This is a genomic window from Streptomyces sp. BK022 (assembly GCF_004217355.1).
GTDB lineage: Bacteria > Actinomycetota > Actinomycetes > Streptomycetales > Streptomycetaceae > Streptomyces > Streptomyces griseoluteus.
This window is the reverse complement of sequence record NZ_SHKU01000002.1, coordinates 834462-851965: the sequence shown is the minus strand read 5'-3', so window position 1 is coordinate 851965 and position 17504 is coordinate 834462. Positions and strand designations below refer to the sequence as shown.

Here is a 17504-nt window from a genome sequence, read left to right as displayed (position 1 = left end):
GGTCGTTCTCCACCCGGGGGCCCTGTTCTCTCCACCCGGGCGCCCGCTACTTTCGCGGTGTGGCGATGTTCCGACTGCAGGGAAGCAAGGTCCTCGCCGTCGACGTGACCGGGGACGCCGTGAAGGCGAAGAACGGCTCGATGGTCGCGTACGACGGGCAGATGGCCTTCAAGAAGCTGAGCGGCGGCGGTGAGGGGCTGCGCGGGATGGTGACGCGGCGGCTCACCGGCGAGCAGATGACGGTGATGGAGGTGAGGGGACAGGGGACCTGCTGGTTCGCGGACCGGGCGTCCGAGATCAATCTCGTCGCCCTGCGCGGCGACACGCTGTACGTGGAGTCGAGCAACCTGCTGGCGACCGACGCGGGCCTGCGCACGGGCACCACCTTCACCGGCCTGCGCGGCGCCTCTCAGGGCAACGGACTGTTCACCACGACCGTGGAGGGCACCGGGCAGGCCGCGATCCTGTCCGACGGTCCGGCGGTGGTGCTCCGGGTCAGCCCGCAGTACCCGCTGACCGTCGATCCGGGCGCCTACATCGCGCACCAGGGGAACGTCCGGCAGTCCTTCCAGTCCGGCGTCACCTTCCGCACCCTCATGGGCGAGGGTGGCGGGGAGGCGTTCCAGATCCGCTTCGAGGGCGACGGGCTGGTCTATGTGCAGCCCAGCGAGCGGAACACGATCGCGGGGGATCTGTGAGATGAGCTTCCGGGAGATCAACTCCAAGATGGTCGAGGCCCGGCTGGCGCCGGGGCAGCGGCTGTTCAGTCAGCGCGGGGCGATGCTGGCGTACACCGGCGAGGTGTCCTTCACCCCGAACATGCAGAGCGGGCAGGGCGGGGTGATGTCGATGCTCGGGCGCCGGGTCGCCGGGGAGGCGGCTCCGCTGATGACGGTGGAGGGCAGCGGCACGGTCCTGTTCGGGCACGGCGGCCATCACGTGCATGTCATCGCCCTCACCGGCGACACCCTGTACGTGGAGGCGGACCGGCTGCTCGCCTTCGAGGGCTCGCTGCGGCAGGGCACGATGTTCCTCGGCTCGCAGGGCGGGGTCATGGGCCTGGTGCGCGGCCAGGCGACCGGACAGGGCCTGTTCACCACGACCCTCCAGGGCCACGGCGCGGTCGCGGTGATGGCGCACGGCGGGATCTTCGAGCTGCCGATCACCCCGCAGCGCCCGGTCCACGTGGACCCCCAGGCGTACGTCGCCCATCACGGCGAGGTGCGCAACAAGCTGTCCACCGCGCTGGGCTGGCGCGACATGGTGGGGCGCGGCTCCGGTGAGGCGTTCCAGCTGGAGCTGAGCGGCCACGGCACGGTGTACGTCCAGGCGTCGGAGGAGAAGCTGTGAGCGGTTACGCGAGCGCGGGCGGGCCGGTGGTCTTCGACCCGGTGACGCTCCCCGCCGACGACAACGTGAACCCGTACACCTTCTGCGTGGAGCTCAAGGGGAGCCAGTGGTTCCTGCAGAAGGGGAAGATGATCGCCTACTACGGGTCGATCGACTTCAACGGCATCGGGCACGGCCGGCTGGACCGGCTGGTGCGCACTTCCTTCCATTCGCCACTGCACGCGAGCGACTGGGTGGTGGCGGAGGGCTCGGGCAAGATGCTCCTCGCGGACCGGGCCTTCGATGTGAACTCGTACGACCTGGATCAGGGCAACCTGACCGTTCGCGCGGGCAACTTGATCGCTTTTCAGCCAAGCTTGGCACTCAAACAGTCGATCGTGCCGGGCTTTCTGACGCTCATCGGAACCGGAAAGTTCGTCGCCGCTTCCAACGGGCCGGTGGTCTTCATGGAGCCGCCGATCCGGGTGGACCCCCAGGCGCTGGTCGGCTGGGCCGACTGCCCCTCCCCGTGCCACCACTACGACCACTCCTACCTCACCGGCGTGATGGGCGGTCTACGTGCGATGACGGGGATCGGCGGGGCTTCCGGGGAGGAGCACCAGTTCGAGTTCACGGGCGCGGGGACGGTGCTGCTCCAGTCCAGCGAGACGCTGATGGCCGAGCCGTCCACAGGTGCTGTTCCGTCCGAGCCGGGGGTACCCGGAGGGGGCGCAGCGGGGCCGATGGGGCCCGGAACGGGGGCTTCCGGGGTACCGCGCCTTCCCGGACAGCTGGGAGACCTCCAGCGTCGCTTCGGGCTGTGAGCGGTAGTCTGCGGAGTGTGACGTCGAACGCGTGCGCACAGTCACATCACCCAGAGTAGTTCGCCATTCAACTTCTTAGGTAGACTTCATTCATGGAGACCGAGACGGCCACGCACTGGCTGACCGATGCGGAGCAGTGCGCCTGGCGCACCCACCTGGAGGTCAACAGGCTGTTGACGTACCAGCTAGAGAAGGATCTTCAGCCGTTCGGCCTGACGATGAACGACTACGAGATCCTCGTCAATCTTTCCGAGTCGGAAGACATGCGGATGCGAATGAGCGACCTGGCGGGCGCGACCATGCAGTCCAAGAGCCGCCTCTCGCATCAGATCACGCGCATGGAGAACGCGGACCTGGTCCGCCGGGAGAACTGCGAGTCGGACCGGCGCGGCCTCTTCGCCGTGCTGACCGAGCACGGGCTGGAGACGATGCGGAAGGTGGCCCCGCACCACGTGGCCTCCGTCCGCCGCCACTTCATCGACCTGCTCTCCCCCGACGCCCTCCAGGACCTCGACAAGTCCCTGAAGCCCATCGCGGAACACCTCAGAGACCACCGCGGCCGCCCGTAGCCGTTCGGCTCCACGGGCAACCGGCCCTACCGCGCCCGGCGAGCGGCAACCCCGCGCCGGGCACGGTCCGAGCCCGTGCCTCGGCCACTCCTGAGGCATGACGCCCCGCCCACCCGACGCACCGCCCCGGTGCGAGGGAGGGTGGGGCGCTCGGCTGTCCGGGGCCCCGCACGGGCCCCGGCTCACGCCCGCGCGGGCTCCGCCCGGCCCCCACCCACCAGGGCCACCGCGGCGGAAGCCAGCGCGGTGGCTCCGGTCAGGGCGAAGCAGAGGGGCAGCGGGAGGTGGCCGAGGAGGGCGCCGGTGGTCAGGCCGCCGGCCGAACTTCCCGCGTTGACCGCCATGTTCACCCAGGCACCGGCACGGGTGCGGTCGCTCGCGGGGGCCGACTCGTCCGCCAGCAGGTAGGCCGTGGTGAGCGCCGGGGCGATGAAGGCACCCGCGCAGGTCATGGCCACCGCGAGCGTGACGACACCGGGCGCCAGTCCTGCCGCCGCGATCGTCAGACCCAGGGCCACCGCGAAACCGGCGAGACGGGACCGGGCGGGGCAGCGCCAGTCGATCGCCCCGTTGGCCAGGCCGCCCAGCGCACTGCCCGCCGAGAGGGCGCCCAGCACCCAGGGGACGAGGCCGGTGTCGCCCGAGTCCCGGCCGACATGGGCCAGCACCAGCAGCTCCACCCCGCTGATCGCGAGCCCCGTGCCCGCGGCCACCACGACCGGCGCCGCCAGCCCCCGCACGCCACCCCGACGCCCCCCTCCCCCGGTCCGGGGCCGGGGACCCGTCATCGCCGGGGAGGTGACGAAGGCGGCGGTCCCCACGACCATGAGCAGCGCCCCGAGCAGCAGCCCGGACGCCGGGAGAGCCCAGGCGACCAGGACGCCCACCAGGGCGGGACCGGACACGAACAGCAGCTCCTCGGCGACCCCGTCGAGGCTGTACGCACGCCGCAGCAGATCCGGGTCGGGGAGCAGGTCGGACCACACCGCCCGCATCGTCGGCCCCAGCGGCGGGGCACAGGCGCCCGCGAGGACGGCCGCGCCCCCGATCAGTGGCACCGGCGCACCGGTCCGCCAGGTGAGCGCGGCGAGCACGCAGAGCAGTGCCCCGTGGGCGACGGCCAGCGGCAGCAGGGCGCGCCGGGCGCCGTGCCGGTCCACCAGCGAGGCGCGGGCCGGGGTCAGAAAGACCACGGCGGCGCCGTACAGGGAGAGCACGGCGCCTGAGGCCGCGTACGAGCCCGTGGCCCGCTGGGTGGCGAGCAGCAGGGACAGCGGGACCGTGCCGTAGGACAGCCGGCCCACCAGGGCGGTGGCGAAGGTACGGCGGGCGTGCGGGACGCGGAGGACGGTGGCGTAGGACGGCGCGGCGGGGCGCGCGGAAGCGGGCGCGGACATGCGCGGGGTTCCTCACGGGAGGCGGGACGAGGGCACCGGTGCGCCACCCGGGATCCCGGCGAGGAGCCGGACGGCCGGGCGGGCGCGAGGGGTGCGCTCTATGCCATGAGGAGGAACATGCCGGTCAAGCTAGCAGGGACCCTCAGCCCCGGGTAAGTCCCTCGACCAGTTCGTCCGCCGCCCGGTACGGGTCCAGGGTGCCGGTGACGATGCGGTCCGCGAGGGCGGAGAGGCGGCGGTCGCCGTGGAGGTCGCCGATGCGCTCGCGGAGGGCGGTGACCGCGATGGTCTCCACCTCGCGGGCCGCTCGGGCCCGGCGGCGTTCGGTGAGGACGGAGTGTTCCTCCATCCAGGCCCGGTGCTTCTCCAGGGCTTCCACGACCTCGTCGATGCCCTCCGCGCGGGCGGCGACGGTCTTGACGATCGGGGGACGCCAGTCGCCCGGACCGCGGGCCTCGCCGAGGCCGAGCATGTGGTTCAGCTCGCGGGCGGTGGCGTCCGCGCCGTCGCGGTCGGCCTTGTTGACGACGTAGACGTCGCCGATCTCCAGGATTCCGGCCTTGGCCGCCTGGATGCCGTCGCCCATGCCGGGCGCCAGCAGGACCACGCTGGTGTCGGCCTGGGAGGCGATCTCCACCTCGGACTGGCCGACGCCGACCGTCTCGACCAGGACCACGTCGCAGCCGGCCGCGTCCAGTACCCGGATCGCCTGCGGCGCGGCCCACGCGAGCCCGCCCAGGTGCCCTCGCGTGGCCATGGAGCGGATGTAGACGCCGGGGTCCGAGGCGTGGTCGGACATCCGGACCCGGTCCCCGAGCAGCGCGCCCCCGGAGAACGGCGAGGAGGGGTCGACGGCGAGCACGCCGACCCGCTTGCCCTGCTTGCGGTACGCGGTGACGAGCGCGGAGGTGGAGGTGGACTTGCCGACGCCGGGCGAGCCGGTCAGACCGACCACGTACGCGTTGCCCGTCAGCGGGGCCAGTGCCGCCATCACCTCCCTGAGCTGCGGGGACGCCCCCTCGACCAGGGAGATCAGCCGGGCCACGGCCCGAGGCCGGCCTTCCCTGGCCTCGGCCACCAGAGAGGAGACGTCCCGCATCAAACAGCTCCGTTCACTCGCACCACGCACACCGCCGGAAAAGCAGGACTCAGCCCTTGGGTACCCGCACGATCAGCGCGTCACCCTGGCCACCGCCACCGCACAGCGCGGCCGCGCCGACCCCGCCGCCCCGGCGCTTCAGCTCCAGCGCCAGGTGCAGCACCAGCCGGGCGCCGGACATGCCGATCGGGTGGCCCAGCGCGATGGCACCGCCGTTGACGTTCACCTTTTCCGTGGACACCCCGAGGTCGTCCATTGACTGCACGGCGACCGCCGCGAACGCCTCGTTGATCTCGATGAGGTCCAGGTCGGAGACCTCGAGCCCCTCCTTGCCCAGCGCGTGCTGAATGGCGTTGGACGGCTGCGACTGGAGGGAGTTGTCGGGACCGGCGACATTGCCGTGCGCGCCGATCTCCGCCAGCCAGTCGAGGCCCAGCTCCTCCGCCTTCGCCTTGCTCATCACGACCACCGCGGCGGCGCCGTCGGAGATCTGCGAGGAGGAACCGGCGGTGATGGTGCCGTCCTTGGTGAAGGCGGGCCGGAGCCGGCCGAGCGACTCGGCGGTGGTGTCCCCGCGGATGCCCTCGTCCTTGCTGAACAGCACCGGGTCGCCCTTGCGCTGCGGGATCTCCACCGGGGTGATCTCGGCCTCGAACAGGCCGTTCTTCTGCGCGGCGGCGGCGCGCTGGTGGGACAGCGCGGCGATCTCGTCCTGCGCGGCCCGGCCGATGCCGAGGCGGGTGTTGTGCTTCTCCGTCGACTCGCCCATGGCGATGTTCTCGAAGGAGTCGGTCAGCCCGTCGTGGGCCATCGAGTCCAGCATCTCGATCGCGCCGTACTTGAAGCCCTCGCGGGACTTCGGCAGCAGGTGCGGGGCGTTGGTCATCGACTCCTGGCCGCCCGCGACCACGATGTCGAACTCACCCGCGCGGATGAGCTGGTCGGCCAGCGCGATCGCGTCGAGGCCGGAGAGGCAGACCTTGTTGACGGTGAGCGCCGGGACGTTCATCGGGATGCCGGCCTTGACCGCCGCCTGGCGGGCCGGGATCTGACCGGCACCCGCCTGGAGTACCTGGCCCATGATCACGTACTGGACCTGGTCGCCGCTGATCCCGGCGCGGTCGAGGGCCGCCTTGATGGCGAAGCCGCCGAGGTCGGCACCCGAGAAGGACTTCAGCGAACCGAGCAACCGTCCCATGGGCGTCCGAGCGCCCGCGACGATCACTGAGGTGGTCGTTCCAGAAGACATGAGCTGCGATCCCCTTACCGGCCTGCACAGCCGAGGAGTGAACGAGGGTTTACTTCGAATGTACTGACCGGTACCGGAGCCCGTCATCGCCCTTACGGTGTGATCGCGCGCACGTTGCGTAACCACCGCCGGAGCGCTGCACTGAAACCATGCTGACGCGAATCGACCACATCGGGATCGCCTGCCACGACCTCGACACCACCGTCGAGTTCTACCGGACGACCTACGGCTTCGAGGTGTTCCACACCGAGGTGAACGAGGAGCAGGGCGTCCGGGAGGCCATGCTCAGGATCAACGGGACCTCGGACGGCGGCGCCTCCTACCTCCAGCTGCTGGAGCCGACGCGGGAGGACTCCGCGGTCGGCAAGTGGCTGGCCAAGAACGGCGAGGGCGTCCACCACATCGCCTTCGGCACCGCGGACGTCGACGCGGACGCCGCCGGCATCCGCGACAAGGGCGTACGCGTGCTGTACGACGAGCCCCGAGTCGGTTCGATGGGGTCCCGGATCACCTTCCTGCACCCCAAGGATTGCCACGGAGTCCTGACAGAACTGGTCACATCGGCGGCAGTTGAGTCACCTGAGCACTGACTCTCGTACATAAGGGCCGGTAGGGTTGGGGTCGGTCGTCCCCGAACACGGGGGACGACCGATGCCGGGGTCCGGGTTTCGGGGGACGAGCGTCGGGGCAGCAGCCCGTGCTCCGCCGTTGATCTGACACCATTCCCCGGAGGGCCCCGTCCGGCGGATGGACGGTGCTCGTCGGAGAAATTCACCAGGGGACGGATGGGACCGCGCAGTGCGGGGCTACGAGAGCCAGGAGCGAGAGCCGGCGGCTGACGTCGACCACCTCTCTCGGTTCGAGGCCGAGATGAAGCGGCTGAAGACCGAGCGGGAAAAGGCGATCCAGCACGCCGAGGATCTCGGCTACCAGGTCGAGGTGCTGCGCGCCAAGCTGCACGAGGCGCGCCGCACCCTGATGACCCGTCCCGCCTACGACGGCGGTGACATCGGCTACCAGGCCGAGCAGTTGCTCCGCAACGCGCAGGTGCAGGCCGACCAGCTGCGCCAGGACGCCGAGCGCGAGCTGAGCCAGGCCCGCGCGCAGACCCAGCGCATCCTCCAGGAGCACGCCGAGCACTCCGCCCGGCTCCAGGCGGAGCTGCACCAGGAGGCGGTCACCCGCCGCCAGCAGCTCGACCAGGAGCTGGCCGAGCGCCGCCAGACCGTCGAGTCCCACGTCAACGAGAACGTGGCCTGGGCCGAGCAGCTCCGCGCCCGTACCGAGCAGCAGGCCCGCCGGCTGCTGGACGAGTCGCGCGCCGAGGCCGAGCAGGCCATGGCCGCCGCCCGCGCGGAGGCCGAGCGGCTGACCCACGAGGCCCGTGAGCGGCTGCGCACCGACGCGGAGGCGGCCCGGTCCGAGGCCGAGCAGATCCTGCGCCGGGCCCGTACCGACGCCGAGCGGCTGCTGAACGCCGCCTCCTCGCAGGCGCAGGAGGCCACCGACCACGCCGAGCAGCTCCGCACCTCCACCGCCAGCGAGTCGGACGCCGCGCGCCGGCAGGCCGCCGAGCTGAGCCGGAGTGCCGAGGAGCGGATGGCGGAGGCCGAGCGCGCGCTGCGCAGCGCCCGGTCCGAGGCCGAGAAGCTGGTCACCGAGGCCAAGGAGGCCGCCGCCAAGGCGCTCTCCAGCGCCGAGGCCGCCAACGAGACCCGGACGCGCACCGCCAAGGAGCAGGTCGCCCGGCTGGTCAGCGAGGCCACCAAGGAGGCCGAGTCCACCAAGGCGGACGCCGAGCAGATCGTCGCGGACGCCCGCGCCGAGGCGGAGAAGATCCTCGCCGAGGCCGGGGAGAACGCCCGCAGCGCCACCGCCGAGGAGACCGCGAGCCAGCTCTCCAAGGCGGCCCGGACGGCCGAGGAGGTCCTGAACAAGGCCGCCGAGGACGCCCGCAGGACCACCAAGGCCGCGACCGAGGAGGCCGAGCGCATCCGCTCGGAGGCCGAGGCGGAGGCGGACCGGCTGCGCGCCGAGGCGCACGACATCGCCGAGGAGCTCAAGGGCACGGCGAAGGACGACACCAAGGAGTACCGGGCCAAGACGGTCGAGCTGCAGGAGGAGGCCCGGCGCCTGCGCGGCGAGGCCGAGCAGCTCCGCGCCGACGCGGTCACCGAGGGCGACTCCATCCGCGCCGAGGCCCGGCGGGAGGCGGTCACCCAGATCGAGGAGGCGGCCAAGTCCGCCGAGGAGCTCCTCGCCAAGGCCAAGGCGGACGCGGACGAGCTGCGCAAGAGCGCCACCACCGACAGCGAGAAGGTCCGCACCGAGGCCATCGAGCGCGCGACCGCGCTGCGCCGGCAGGCCGAGGAGACGCTGGAGCGCACCCGCAAGGAGGCCGAGCGGCTCAAGGCCGAGGCCGAGGAGCGGGCCGAGACGGTCGGCGCGGACGCCGAGAAGGCCGCCCGCGAGCTGCGCGAGGAGGCCGAGAAGGCCGCCGAGGCCCGCCGCGAGGAGGCCGCCGGTGAGCTGACCCGGCTGCAGACCGAGGCCCAGGAGCGCCTCGAGTCGGCCGAGCAGGCGCTGGCCGAGGCCCGCGAGGAGGCGTCCCGTATCCGGCGCGAGGCCGGTGAGGAGGCCGAGCGGCTGCGGTCGGAGGCCGCCGAGCGCATCCGTACGCTCCAGGAGCAGGCCGCGTCCGAGGCCGAGCGGCTGCGGGACGAGGCCGCGGCGGACGCGTCCGCCTCGCGTGCCGAGGCCGAGTCGGTGGCCGTGCGGCTGCGGTCGGAGGCCGCGACCGAGGCCGAGCGGCTCAAGGCCGAGGCGCAGGAGAGCGCCGACCGGGTCCGCGCGGAGGCGCAGGCCGCCGCCGAGCGGCTGGGCACGGAGGCCTCCGAGACGCTGGCCGCCGCCCAGGAGGAGGCCGCCCGGCGCCGCCGCGAGGCGGAGGAGCTGCTCGGTGCCGCCCGCGAGGAGGCGGACCAGGAGCGCGAGCGGGCCCGCGAGCAGAGCGAGGAGCTGCTGGCCGCCGCGCGCACCCGGGTGGAGGAGGCGCAGGCCGAGGCGACCCGGCTGGTGGAGGAGGCGGACCGCCGGGCCACCGAGATGGTGTCCGCCGCCGAGACCCACGCGGCACAGGTACGCGACTCCGTCAGCGGGCTGCACGAGCAGGCGCAGGAGGAGATCGCCGGCCTGCGCTCGGCCGCCGAGCACGCGGCGGACCGTACCCGGCGGGAGGCCGAGGAGGAGGCGGGCCGCGTCCGCACCGACGCCTACGCCGAGCGGGAGCGGGCGAGCGAGGACGCGACGCGGCTGCGCCGGGAGGCCGGCGAGGAGTCCGAGGCGGCCAAGGCGCTCGCCGAGCGCACGGTCGCCGAGGCGTCCGAGGAGTCGGCGCGGCTGCGCTCGGAGGCCGCCGAGTACGCGCAGCGGGTGCGTACCGAGGCGTCGGACAAGCTGGCGGAGGCCGACCAGGCCGCGTCCCGGACCCGGGCGGACGCCCGCGAGGACGCCAACCGCATCAGGTCGGACGCGGCGACGCAGGCCGACACCCTCATCACCGAGGCGAGTTCCGAGGCGGAGCGGCTCCAGAACGAGACCGCCGCGGAGGCGGAGCGGGTCCGCGCCGAAGCGGTGGCGGGCGCCGAGCAGCTGATCGCGGACGCGACCGACGACGCCGAGCGGCTGCGCGCCGAGGCGGCGGAGACGGTCGGTACGGCGCAGCGGCACGCGGAGCGGATGCGCGCCGAGGCCGAGCGGGTCAGGTCCGAGGCGGAGACGGAGGCCGAGCGGCTGACCAACTCCGCGCGGGCGGAGGCCGAACGGACGCTGGACGAGGCGCGCGGCGAGGCCAACAAGCGGCGCTCGGAGGCGGCCGAGCAGGTGGACACCCTCATCTCGGAGACGGCGGCCGAGGCGGACAAGCTGCTCGCGGAGGCACGCCAGCAGGCGCAGAAGACCACCGCGGACGCGGAGGGCCAGGCCGACTCGATGGTGGGCGCTGCCCGCACCGAGGCGGAGCGGATCGTGTCCGAGGCGACGGTGGCGGGCAACTCCCGTGTGGAGAAGGCCCGTACGGACGCCGACGAGCTGCTGGTCGGCGCGCGCCGGGACGCGACCGCGATCCGGGAGCGGGCCGAGGAGCTGCGCGAGCGGGTCACCGCGGAGATCGAGGAGCTGCACGAGCGGGCCCGCCGGGAGGCGGCCGAGACGATGAAGTCGACGGGCGACCGCTGCGACGCGCTGATCAAGGCGGCCGAGGAGCAGCTCTCCAAGGCGCAGGCGAAGGCCAAGGAGCTGGTGTCGGAGGCCAACTCCGAGGCGGGCAAGGTGCGGATCGCGGCCGTGAAGAAGGCCGAGGGCCTGCTCAAGGAGGCCGAGCAGAAGAAGACCAGGCTCGTCAAGGAGGCCGAGGACCTGAAGGCCGAGGCGATCCGCGAGGCACGGCGCACGGTCGACGAGGGCAAGCGGGAGCTGGAGATCCTGGTGCGCCGCCGCGAGGACATCAACACCGAGATCTCGCGGGTGCAGGACGTGCTGGAGGCGCTGGAGTCGTTCGAGGGCCCGGCGGGCAAGGACAGCGGGGTCAAGGCGGGAGCGACGGTGGGTCCGCCCCGGTCGGGTGGCAAGAACTCCGACGGGTAGGACGGGGCGTGGCAAGTTTCGGGGGGTCGGCCACCCGAAAGAGGTGTCATTCTCCGGACCAAAAACGTATCCGCGCGATGACACACCGCTTGGGCGCCTAGGATTCCCTCTATCACCTCACCGGTCTCATTCGACAGGAACCCCATGAGCGACACTTCCCCCTACGGCTTCGAGCTAGTGCGGCGTGGATACGACCGTGCTCAGGTGGACGAACGCATCTCCAAGCTCGTCTCCGACCGTGACAGCGCGCTCTCCCGGATCACCGCACTGGAGAAGCGCATCGAGGAGCTCCACCTCGAAACGCAGAACGCCCAGGCCCAGATCACCGACGCGGAGCCGTCGTACGCGGGTCTGGGCGCGCGGGTCGAGAAGATCCTGCGCCTTGCCGAGGAGGAGGCGAAGGACCTGCGCGAGGAGGCCCGGCGCGCCTCCGAACAGCACCGCGAGCTGGCCGAGTCGGCCGCCCAGCAGGTGCGCAACGACGCGGAGTCCTTCGCCGCCGAGCGCAAGGCGAAGTCCGAGGACGAGGGCGTCCGGATCGTCGAGAAGGCCAAGGGCGAGGCGGCACAGCTCCGCAGCGACGCGCAGAAGGACGCGCAGTCCAAGCGCGAGGAGGCCGACGCCCTCTTCGAGGAGACCCGTGCCAAGGCCGCGCAGGCCGCCGCCGACTTCGAGACGAACCTCGCCAAGCGCCGCGAGCAGTCCGAGCGTGACCTGGCGTCGCGTCAGCAGAAGGCGGAGAAGCGGCTCGCGGAGATCGAGCACCGCGCCGAGCAGCTCCGTCTGGAGGCGGAGAAGCTGCGCACCGACGCCGACCGCCGTGCGCGCCAGACGGTGGAGACGGCACAGCGTCAGGCCGAGGACATCGTGGCCGACGCCAACGCCAAGGCGGACCGCATCCGTTCGGAGTCCGAGCGGGAGCTGGCGGCGCTGACCAACCGCCGCGACAGCATCAACGCCCAGCTCACCAACGTCCGCGAGATGCTCGCCACGCTGACGGGTGCCGCGGTCGCCGCCGCCGGTTCCCCGGTGGAGGACGAGACCGCGGGCCGCGGCGTGCCGGCGCAGCAGACCCGGTAACGTTCCCGGGCGTTTTTCCGCTGAGCGCGGGCGAAGCCCTCTGCCGCCGACGCGGCAGAGGGCTTCGGCCGCTCTCGGCGGGGAATCGGACACGCGCCGTGAACCTCTGGCTTTACTTTCTCTTGGGCGGAACCGCTCCGGCCCGGTTATCCTCCTAACCCTTACGGGGGCACGCGCCCCGCTGTCCTGAACCTTCCGATGGGTGCGGAGCATGATCGAGGCTGTTGGCCTGACCAAGCGGTACGGCGACAAGACCGCCGTGCACGACCTCTCCTTCCAGGTGCGTCCCGGCGCGGTGACCGGTTTCCTCGGGCCCAACGGCTCCGGCAAGTCGACGACCATGCGGATGATCCTCGGGCTGGACAACCCCACCTCCGGCTCGGTGACCATCGGCGGCTACCCGTACCGCAAGCTGCCCAACGCGCCCCGCCAGGTCGGCGCGCTGCTCGACGCCAAGGCGGTGCACGGCGGCCGCAGCGCCCGCAACCATCTGCTCAGCCTCGCCCAGCTCTCCGGCATCCCGGCCCGCCGGGTGGACGAGGTGCTCGGGGTCGTCGGGCTCCAGGAGGTGGCCCGCAAGCGCTCCAAGGGCTTCTCGCTCGGCATGGGCCAGCGCCTCGGCATCGCGGCGGCCCTGCTGGGCGACCCGCAGGTGCTGCTGTTCGACGAGCCGGTCAACGGCCTCGACCCCGAGGGCATCCTCTGGGTCCGCAATCTGATGAAGGCGCTCGCGGCGGAGGGCCGTACGGTCTTCGTCTCCTCGCACCTGATGAGCGAGATGGCGCTGACCGCGGACCATCTGATCGTGATCGGCCGGGGTCAGTTGCTCGCCGACATGAGCGTGACGGACTTCATCTCCGCCAACTCCGCCGACTTCGCGCGGGTGCGCACGCCGGACAGCGAGCCGCAGCAGCGGGAGAAGCTGACCTCGGCGCTGACCGAGGCCGGCGGCCATGTCATGCCCGAGCTGGACGGCGCGCTCCGGGTGACCGGACTCGCCCTCCCCCGCATCAGCGACCTGGCGCACGAGGCGGACGTAAGGCTGTGGGAGCTGTCGCCGCACCAGGCCTCGCTGGAGGAGGCGTACATGCGGATGACGCAGGGCGTCGTCGACTACCGCTCCACCGCGGACCAGCGCTCCGGGCTCCAGCAGCCGCTGCCGCCCGGTGTGCAGCCCCCGATGCCGGTGCCGGGCCAGGGCCAGCCCGGCTGGTACGCCCCGCCGCCGCCCCAGCCGGGCGCCCCGTACGCCCCGCCGGCGCCGGCCGCGCCCGGCCCCCAGGCGCCGAACCCGTACGCCGCGCCCGCCGAACCGACGAAGCCCGAGGACTCCCGATGAGCACCCAGCAGCCCCCGATGCCCGAGGCGCCCCACGCGGCCGGCGCTCTCTCCTCCGGCTACAGCTCACCGATCCCGGTCACGCCCACGCATCTCGGGCACGCGCTGGCCTCGGAGTGGACGAAGATGAAGTCGGTGCGCTCCACGGTGTGGACGCTCGGCGTGTTCGTGCTGCTGGTGGTCGGTATCGGCCTGCTGGCCGCGGTGGCGGTCCGGGGCGCCGGCGAGCTCGACGGCCAGAACCCGCTGACCCTCGGCTTCTTCGGGCTGCTGCTCGGCATGATGTGCGTGATGACGCTGGGCGTGCTGACCACGGCGTCCGAGTACGGCACGGGCATGATCCGTACCACGATGACCGCGTGCCCGAGCCGGGGCCGGGTGCTGGCGGCCAAGTCGATCGTGTTCTTCGCGGTCGCCTTCGTGGTGACGCTGGCGACGGTGTCCCTGGTGGCGCTGATCCAGACCTCGATGCTGGAGGGCAACGGCACCCGGACCCCGTCCGGCGCGGAGTGGCTGAAGGCGACGCTCGGCATCAGCCTCTACATCGCGCTGCTCGGCCTGCTGTCGCTGCTGGTCGGCTCGATGATCCGGCACTCCGCGGGCGCCATCACCATCATGATCGGCGCCGTGCTGGCCCCGCTGGTGATCGCGCTGTTCATGAACGCCGGCTCCCTGGAGAAGGTCCAGCAGGCGCTGCTGGAGTACTCGATCCCGAGCCAGATGGGCGTGTTCTACGACAACACCCTCAGCCACTCCGGGCCCTCGGGCTGGGAGCCCCTGTGGATCATGCTGGGCGTGACGGCGGCGGCGTTCGCCGGGGCGTACGCGCTGCTGGAGAGCCGGGACGTGTAAGCGCGCCGGCCTTCAGAACCAGGGCGAGTTCCCGGACCGCCGTACCCGTGTGGTGCGGCGGTCCCGTGCGTTCCAGCACGCCTTGTGCCAGTGCCGCCGGTCGTCCACGCCCGCGTGCTCCGGCCAGGCCACCACGTGCGGGAGGCCGGAGGGGATCACCTGGTCGCAGCCGGGGCAGCGGTAGGTCTTGCCGTCGGCGCTCGCCCCGGCGACATGGCGGACGCTCCACTCCTCGCCCCGCCAGCTCTCGGTGGACTGCCAGCCGCCGTACCGGCCCGACCGGTCGTCCTCGGCACCTCGGCCGGACGAGTCTGCCGCCTTGGGTCGGTTGCGACGCGGGGACACGGGACACCTCTTGGGGCTATACAGGGAGCACGGGCCGCGTCCAGCCTACGCGGCGGCGGCCGGGGTACGCGTAGGGCGCCAACCCGTACAAGTCCCCTTCCAGGCCGATCCATTCCAGCAGAGAAGCGACCATTCTGCAGACAATCCGCAAATCCCTCCACGAAGCCGTGTCCTGGGCACGTGTCATGTGGTTATGCCGGTCGGGGGAGCTCCCGATCGGAGCCAAGGAAGCGGGAAATGCGATGCGCGTTGGAAGTTTTGTGCTGGCGGCCCAGTATCCGGGCCAGGGCGCCGGAGAGGCCCTGCACCGGGCGGTGCGCTCCGCCGAGGTGGCCGACGAGGCCGGTCTGGACACGGTGTGGCTGGCCGAGCACCACTTCGTGCCGTACGGCACCTGCCCGTCGGCCGTCACCCTGGCCGCCTTGCTGCTGGGCCGCACCCGCCGTGTCCGGGTCGGCACAGCGGTCAGCGTGCTGCCCACCGTCCACCCGGTGGCCCTCGGCGAACAGGCCGCGCTGCTGCACGTCACCAGCGGCGGCCGGTTCACCCTGGGGGTCGGCCGGGGCGGCCCCTGGGTGGATCTGGAGGTGTTCGGCGCGGGGCTCGGGGCGTACGAGCGCGGCTTCCCGGAGTCGCTGGACCTGCTCCTGCGCTGGCTGCGCGAGCCGTCGGTCGGCGCCGAGGGCGAGCGGTACGCCTTCCGCGAGGTGCCGGTGGTGCCGCGCCCGGCGGACGCGCTGGCCGAGTCACCGGGCCCGGAGGTGGTGGTGGCGTGCACCTCCCCGAAGAGCGTGCGGCTGGCGGCGGAGCGGGGTCTGCCGATGCTGCTGGGGATGCATGTCGGGGACGAGGAGAAGGCCGAGATGGTCGCCCTCTGGCGGCGTCATGCGCGCGAGTCGGGCCGCTCGCCCGAGGAGATCGCGGCCGCCGGCCATGTCTCGGCCGGCGTCTGCCAGCTGGCGGACAGCCGCTCCGACGCGGTGGAGACACTGCTGAAGGCGATGCCGGGCTGGCTGAAACAGGGCCTTGAGGCCCACGTCACGGTGGACGGCCGGGCGCGCGCGATGCGCGACCCGTACGCCTACACCGAACTGCTCTGCGGGCTGCACCCGGTGGGTACGCCCCGGCTGGCCGCGGATCGTCTCGCGGCCACGGCGGAGCGGACCGGGATCTCCCGCTTCGCCCTGCTCGTCGAGGGTTCCGGCGACCTGGACGCGACCGAGGAGAACCTGCGGCGGCTGGGCGCCGAGGTGCTGCCCGGGTTGCGCTGACCGCCACCGGCTCCCCGGCCGCCGGGAGAGCCTGCCGCGCCCGTCCCGCATGCACCTCCCCCGGACGGGAACGGCAAGCCGGCGGCTCATGGAGCCGACGTCGCGCGCGTGCGTCAGCAGTCCCGCAGCTCCGGGGACTGGTTGAGGAGCTGGGCGCGCACCGAGGTGAAGCGGGCCAGCCGCTCGTCCACCGACGGGTCCAGCGGGAACACCGCCACCCGGTGGCAGTTCTGGAAGGCCAGGCGTACGCCGAAGTGACGCTGGAGAGCGCCGCGGATGGCGTCACTGGCGAGCGCGCGCAGCAACTGGCCGCGCGCCTGCTCGTCCGGCGGGGGCGTCTGGTTGTCGGCGAAGGGTCCGCCGTCCACCTTCAGCTGGGCCACCAGGGAGCTGATCATCTCCCACGCGAAGGGCAGGGAGGTCCGGACGCAGTCGACGAATTCTGCTTCGTCGACCTCGCCTCGCTCGGCCTGTTCCAGTAGGGCCGGTGAGACGTCGAGCGACATGGGTTCTCCTCTCGCACCCCTGATGGACAGGGGTTGCCGGACAGATAAGGGAGGGCGCGAAACCGGAGACGCTCCGTACCCCCACGCGGCCTCCCTGCTCCTACGGTAGGCAACCGTCGGTGACCACACCAGCAGAATGCGTATATGGAACGGTCGTCCTGCGGTCACAATCGGCCAGGGATGAACAAGAGTTATCAGGGACAATTGGGGTGACCCACCGGACGGGGGTGGTGGCGGGCGGGTGGTGGGACGCGGGCGAATCGCGTGCACGGGTGCGCGTCGAGTAGCGTTGCCGACCATGCGTCTCGTCATTGCCCGGTGCTCGGTCGACTACGCCGGCCGGCTCACCGCCCACCTGCCCTCGGCCCCCCGCCTGATCCTGGTCAAGGCGGACGGCAGCGTCTCCATCCACGCGGACGACCGGGCCTACAAGCCCCTCAACTGGATGTCGCCGCCCTGCACCCTGAAGGAGGGCACGGGCGACGAGGCGGGGGTGTGGACCGTCATCAACAAAGCGGGCGAGAAACTGATCATCACGATGGAGGAAGTCCTCCACGACTCGTCCCACGAACTGGGCGTGGACCCCGGTCTGATCAAGGACGGCGTGGAAGCGCACCTCCAGGAGCTGCTCGCCGACCGCATCGAGACCCTCGGCGAGGGCTACACCCTGATCCGCCGCGAGTACATGACGGCGATCGGCCCGGTCGACATCCTCTGCCGGGACGCCGCCGGCGGCACGGTCGCCGTCGAGATCAAGCGGCGCGGCGAGATCGACGGCGTGGAGCAGCTCACCCGTTACCTGGAGCTGCTCAACCGCGATCCCCATCTCGCCCCGGTGCGCGGGGTGTTCGCGGCCCAGGAGATCAAGCCGCAGGCCCGCGTGCTGGCCACGGACCGGGGCATCGGCTGCCAGGTCCTCGACTACGACGCCATGCGCGGCATCGAGGACGACAAGCTCCGCCTGTTCTGACGGTTCCGAGCCGCCCCGGCCTTCGGGGTCC

At 72.2% G+C, this 17504-nt stretch carries 16 protein-coding genes; 11 read left to right on the top strand and 5 right to left on the bottom strand.

Annotated features, from left to right (window positions below):
- Nucleotides 1–65: 65 nt before the first annotated feature.
- From EV284_RS10025 to EV284_RS10010, 4 genes are all read left to right on the top strand, one after another.
- The gene (locus EV284_RS10025; RefSeq protein WP_031181249.1) at nt 66–698 is read left to right on the top strand and encodes an AIM24 family protein; all 633 of its coding nucleotides are present in this window, start codon (nt 66–68) and stop codon (nt 696–698) included.
- 1 nt (nt 699) lies between these two features.
- The gene (locus tag EV284_RS10020) at nt 700–1350 is read left to right on the top strand and encodes an AIM24 family protein (RefSeq protein WP_130332400.1); all 651 of its coding nucleotides are present in this window, start codon (nt 700–702) and stop codon (nt 1348–1350) included.
- On the top strand, nt 1347–2153 hold the full coding sequence (locus tag EV284_RS10015; protein WP_130332398.1) for an AIM24 family protein: 807 nt from the start codon (nt 1347–1349) through the stop codon (nt 2151–2153). Before EV284_RS10020 ends, EV284_RS10015 begins: the two co-directional genes overlap by 4 nt.
- A gap of 92 nt (nt 2154–2245) precedes the next feature.
- Nucleotides 2246–2722 carry a MarR family transcriptional regulator gene (locus EV284_RS10010; RefSeq protein ID WP_130332396.1) on the top strand — a complete coding sequence of 159 codons (477 nt, stop codon included), beginning with the start codon at nt 2246–2248 and terminating at the stop codon, nt 2720–2722.
- 182 nt (nt 2723–2904) lie between these two features.
- On the opposite strand, the gene EV284_RS10005 is transcribed toward EV284_RS10010, so the two are convergent.
- The 3 genes from EV284_RS10005 to EV284_RS09995 form a co-directional block, all read right to left on the bottom strand.
- Nucleotides 2905–4119, bottom strand: coding sequence for an MFS transporter (locus EV284_RS10005; protein ID WP_130332394.1), 1215 nt, complete (start codon nt 4117–4119; stop codon nt 2905–2907).
- Nucleotides 4120–4261: 142 nt separating this feature from the next.
- Nucleotides 4262–5218 carry a methylmalonyl Co-A mutase-associated GTPase MeaB gene (meaB, locus tag EV284_RS10000; protein WP_130332392.1) on the bottom strand — a complete coding sequence of 319 codons (957 nt, stop codon included), beginning with the start codon at nt 5216–5218 and terminating at the stop codon, nt 4262–4264.
- A 49-nt stretch (nt 5219–5267) separates the two neighbouring features.
- The gene (locus EV284_RS09995) at nt 5268–6467 is read right to left on the bottom strand and encodes an acetyl-CoA C-acetyltransferase (RefSeq protein WP_207228986.1); all 1200 of its coding nucleotides are present in this window, start codon (nt 6465–6467) and stop codon (nt 5268–5270) included.
- Nucleotides 6468–6616: 149 nt separating this feature from the next.
- Here EV284_RS09995 and mce point away from each other — a divergent pair, with 149 nt between their 5' ends.
- The 5 genes from mce to EV284_RS09970 all read left to right on the top strand — a co-directional run bounded on the left by mce (nt 6617) and on the right by EV284_RS09970 (nt 14381).
- A complete protein-coding gene (gene mce / locus EV284_RS09990) occupies nt 6617–7057 on the top strand; it encodes a methylmalonyl-CoA epimerase (protein WP_130332388.1) in 441 nt (146 codons plus the stop codon).
- Between the two features lie 208 nt (nt 7058–7265).
- A complete protein-coding gene (gene scy, locus EV284_RS09985; RefSeq protein WP_130332386.1) occupies nt 7266–11111 on the top strand; it encodes a polarized growth protein Scy in 3846 nt (1281 codons plus the stop codon).
- A gap of 144 nt (nt 11112–11255) precedes the next feature.
- On the top strand, nt 11256–12191 hold the full coding sequence (locus EV284_RS09980) for a cellulose-binding protein (protein WP_130332384.1): 936 nt from the start codon (nt 11256–11258) through the stop codon (nt 12189–12191).
- 211 nt (nt 12192–12402) lie between these two features.
- Nucleotides 12403–13530, top strand: coding sequence for an ABC transporter ATP-binding protein (locus EV284_RS09975; protein WP_130332382.1), 1128 nt, complete (start codon nt 12403–12405; stop codon nt 13528–13530).
- Nucleotides 13527–14381, top strand: coding sequence for an ABC transporter permease (locus EV284_RS09970; RefSeq protein ID WP_130332380.1), 855 nt, complete (start codon nt 13527–13529; stop codon nt 14379–14381). The genes EV284_RS09975 and EV284_RS09970 overlap by 4 nt, the downstream gene beginning before the upstream one ends.
- Nucleotides 14382–14393: 12 nt before the next feature.
- On the opposite strand, the gene EV284_RS09965 is transcribed toward EV284_RS09970, so the two are convergent.
- On the bottom strand, nt 14394–14726 hold the full coding sequence (locus EV284_RS09965) for an ATP/GTP-binding protein (RefSeq protein WP_130332378.1): 333 nt from the start codon (nt 14724–14726) through the stop codon (nt 14394–14396).
- Between the two features lie 242 nt (nt 14727–14968).
- Here EV284_RS09965 and EV284_RS09960 point away from each other — a divergent pair, with 242 nt between their 5' ends.
- Nucleotides 14969–15997: an LLM class flavin-dependent oxidoreductase gene (locus EV284_RS09960; RefSeq protein WP_130332376.1), complete on the top strand. Its 1029-nt coding sequence runs from the start codon at nt 14969–14971 to the stop codon at nt 15995–15997.
- A 113-nt stretch (nt 15998–16110) separates the two neighbouring features.
- Here EV284_RS09960 and EV284_RS09955 read toward each other — a convergent pair whose 3' ends face one another.
- On the bottom strand, nt 16111–16503 hold the full coding sequence (locus EV284_RS09955; protein WP_030815996.1) for an SCO5389 family protein: 393 nt from the start codon (nt 16501–16503) through the stop codon (nt 16111–16113).
- A gap of 298 nt (nt 16504–16801) precedes the next feature.
- Here EV284_RS09955 and nucS point away from each other — a divergent pair, with 298 nt between their 5' ends.
- On the top strand, nt 16802–17473 hold the full coding sequence (gene nucS / locus EV284_RS09950; protein WP_130332374.1) for an endonuclease NucS: 672 nt from the start codon (nt 16802–16804) through the stop codon (nt 17471–17473).
- Nucleotides 17474–17504: the final 31 nt, after the last annotated feature.

Excerpts from the sequence above, each read along its gene's own strand:
- EV284_RS10025 (WP_031181249.1), top strand. The coding sequence starts at position 66 with ATGTTCCGACTGCAGGGAAGCAAGGTCCTCGCCGTCGACGTGACCGGG.
- EV284_RS10020 (WP_130332400.1), top strand. The coding sequence starts at position 700 with ATGAGCTTCCGGGAGATCAACTCCAAGATGGTCGAGGCCCGGCTGGCG.
- EV284_RS10010 (WP_130332396.1), top strand. The coding sequence starts at position 2,246 with ATGGAGACCGAGACGGCCACGCACTGGCTGACCGATGCGGAGCAGTGC.
- EV284_RS10005 (WP_130332394.1), bottom strand. The coding sequence starts at position 4,119 with ATGTCCGCGCCCGCTTCCGCGCGCCCCGCCGCGCCGTCCTACGCCACC.
- meaB (WP_130332392.1), bottom strand. The coding sequence starts at position 5,218 with ATGCGGGACGTCTCCTCTCTGGTGGCCGAGGCCAGGGAAGGCCGGCCT.
- EV284_RS09995 (WP_207228986.1), bottom strand. The coding sequence starts at position 6,467 with ATGTCTTCTGGAACGACCACCTCAGTGATCGTCGCGGGCGCTCGGACG.
- mce (WP_130332388.1), top strand. The coding sequence starts at position 6,617 with ATGCTGACGCGAATCGACCACATCGGGATCGCCTGCCACGACCTCGAC.
- EV284_RS09980 (WP_130332384.1), top strand. The coding sequence starts at position 11,256 with ATGAGCGACACTTCCCCCTACGGCTTCGAGCTAGTGCGGCGTGGATAC.
- EV284_RS09975 (WP_130332382.1), top strand. The coding sequence starts at position 12,403 with ATGATCGAGGCTGTTGGCCTGACCAAGCGGTACGGCGACAAGACCGCC.
- EV284_RS09970 (WP_130332380.1), top strand. The coding sequence starts at position 13,527 with ATGAGCACCCAGCAGCCCCCGATGCCCGAGGCGCCCCACGCGGCCGGC.
- EV284_RS09960 (WP_130332376.1), top strand. The coding sequence starts at position 14,969 with ATGCGCGTTGGAAGTTTTGTGCTGGCGGCCCAGTATCCGGGCCAGGGC.
- EV284_RS09955 (WP_030815996.1), bottom strand. The coding sequence starts at position 16,503 with ATGTCGCTCGACGTCTCACCGGCCCTACTGGAACAGGCCGAGCGAGGC.
- nucS (WP_130332374.1), top strand. The coding sequence starts at position 16,802 with ATGCGTCTCGTCATTGCCCGGTGCTCGGTCGACTACGCCGGCCGGCTC.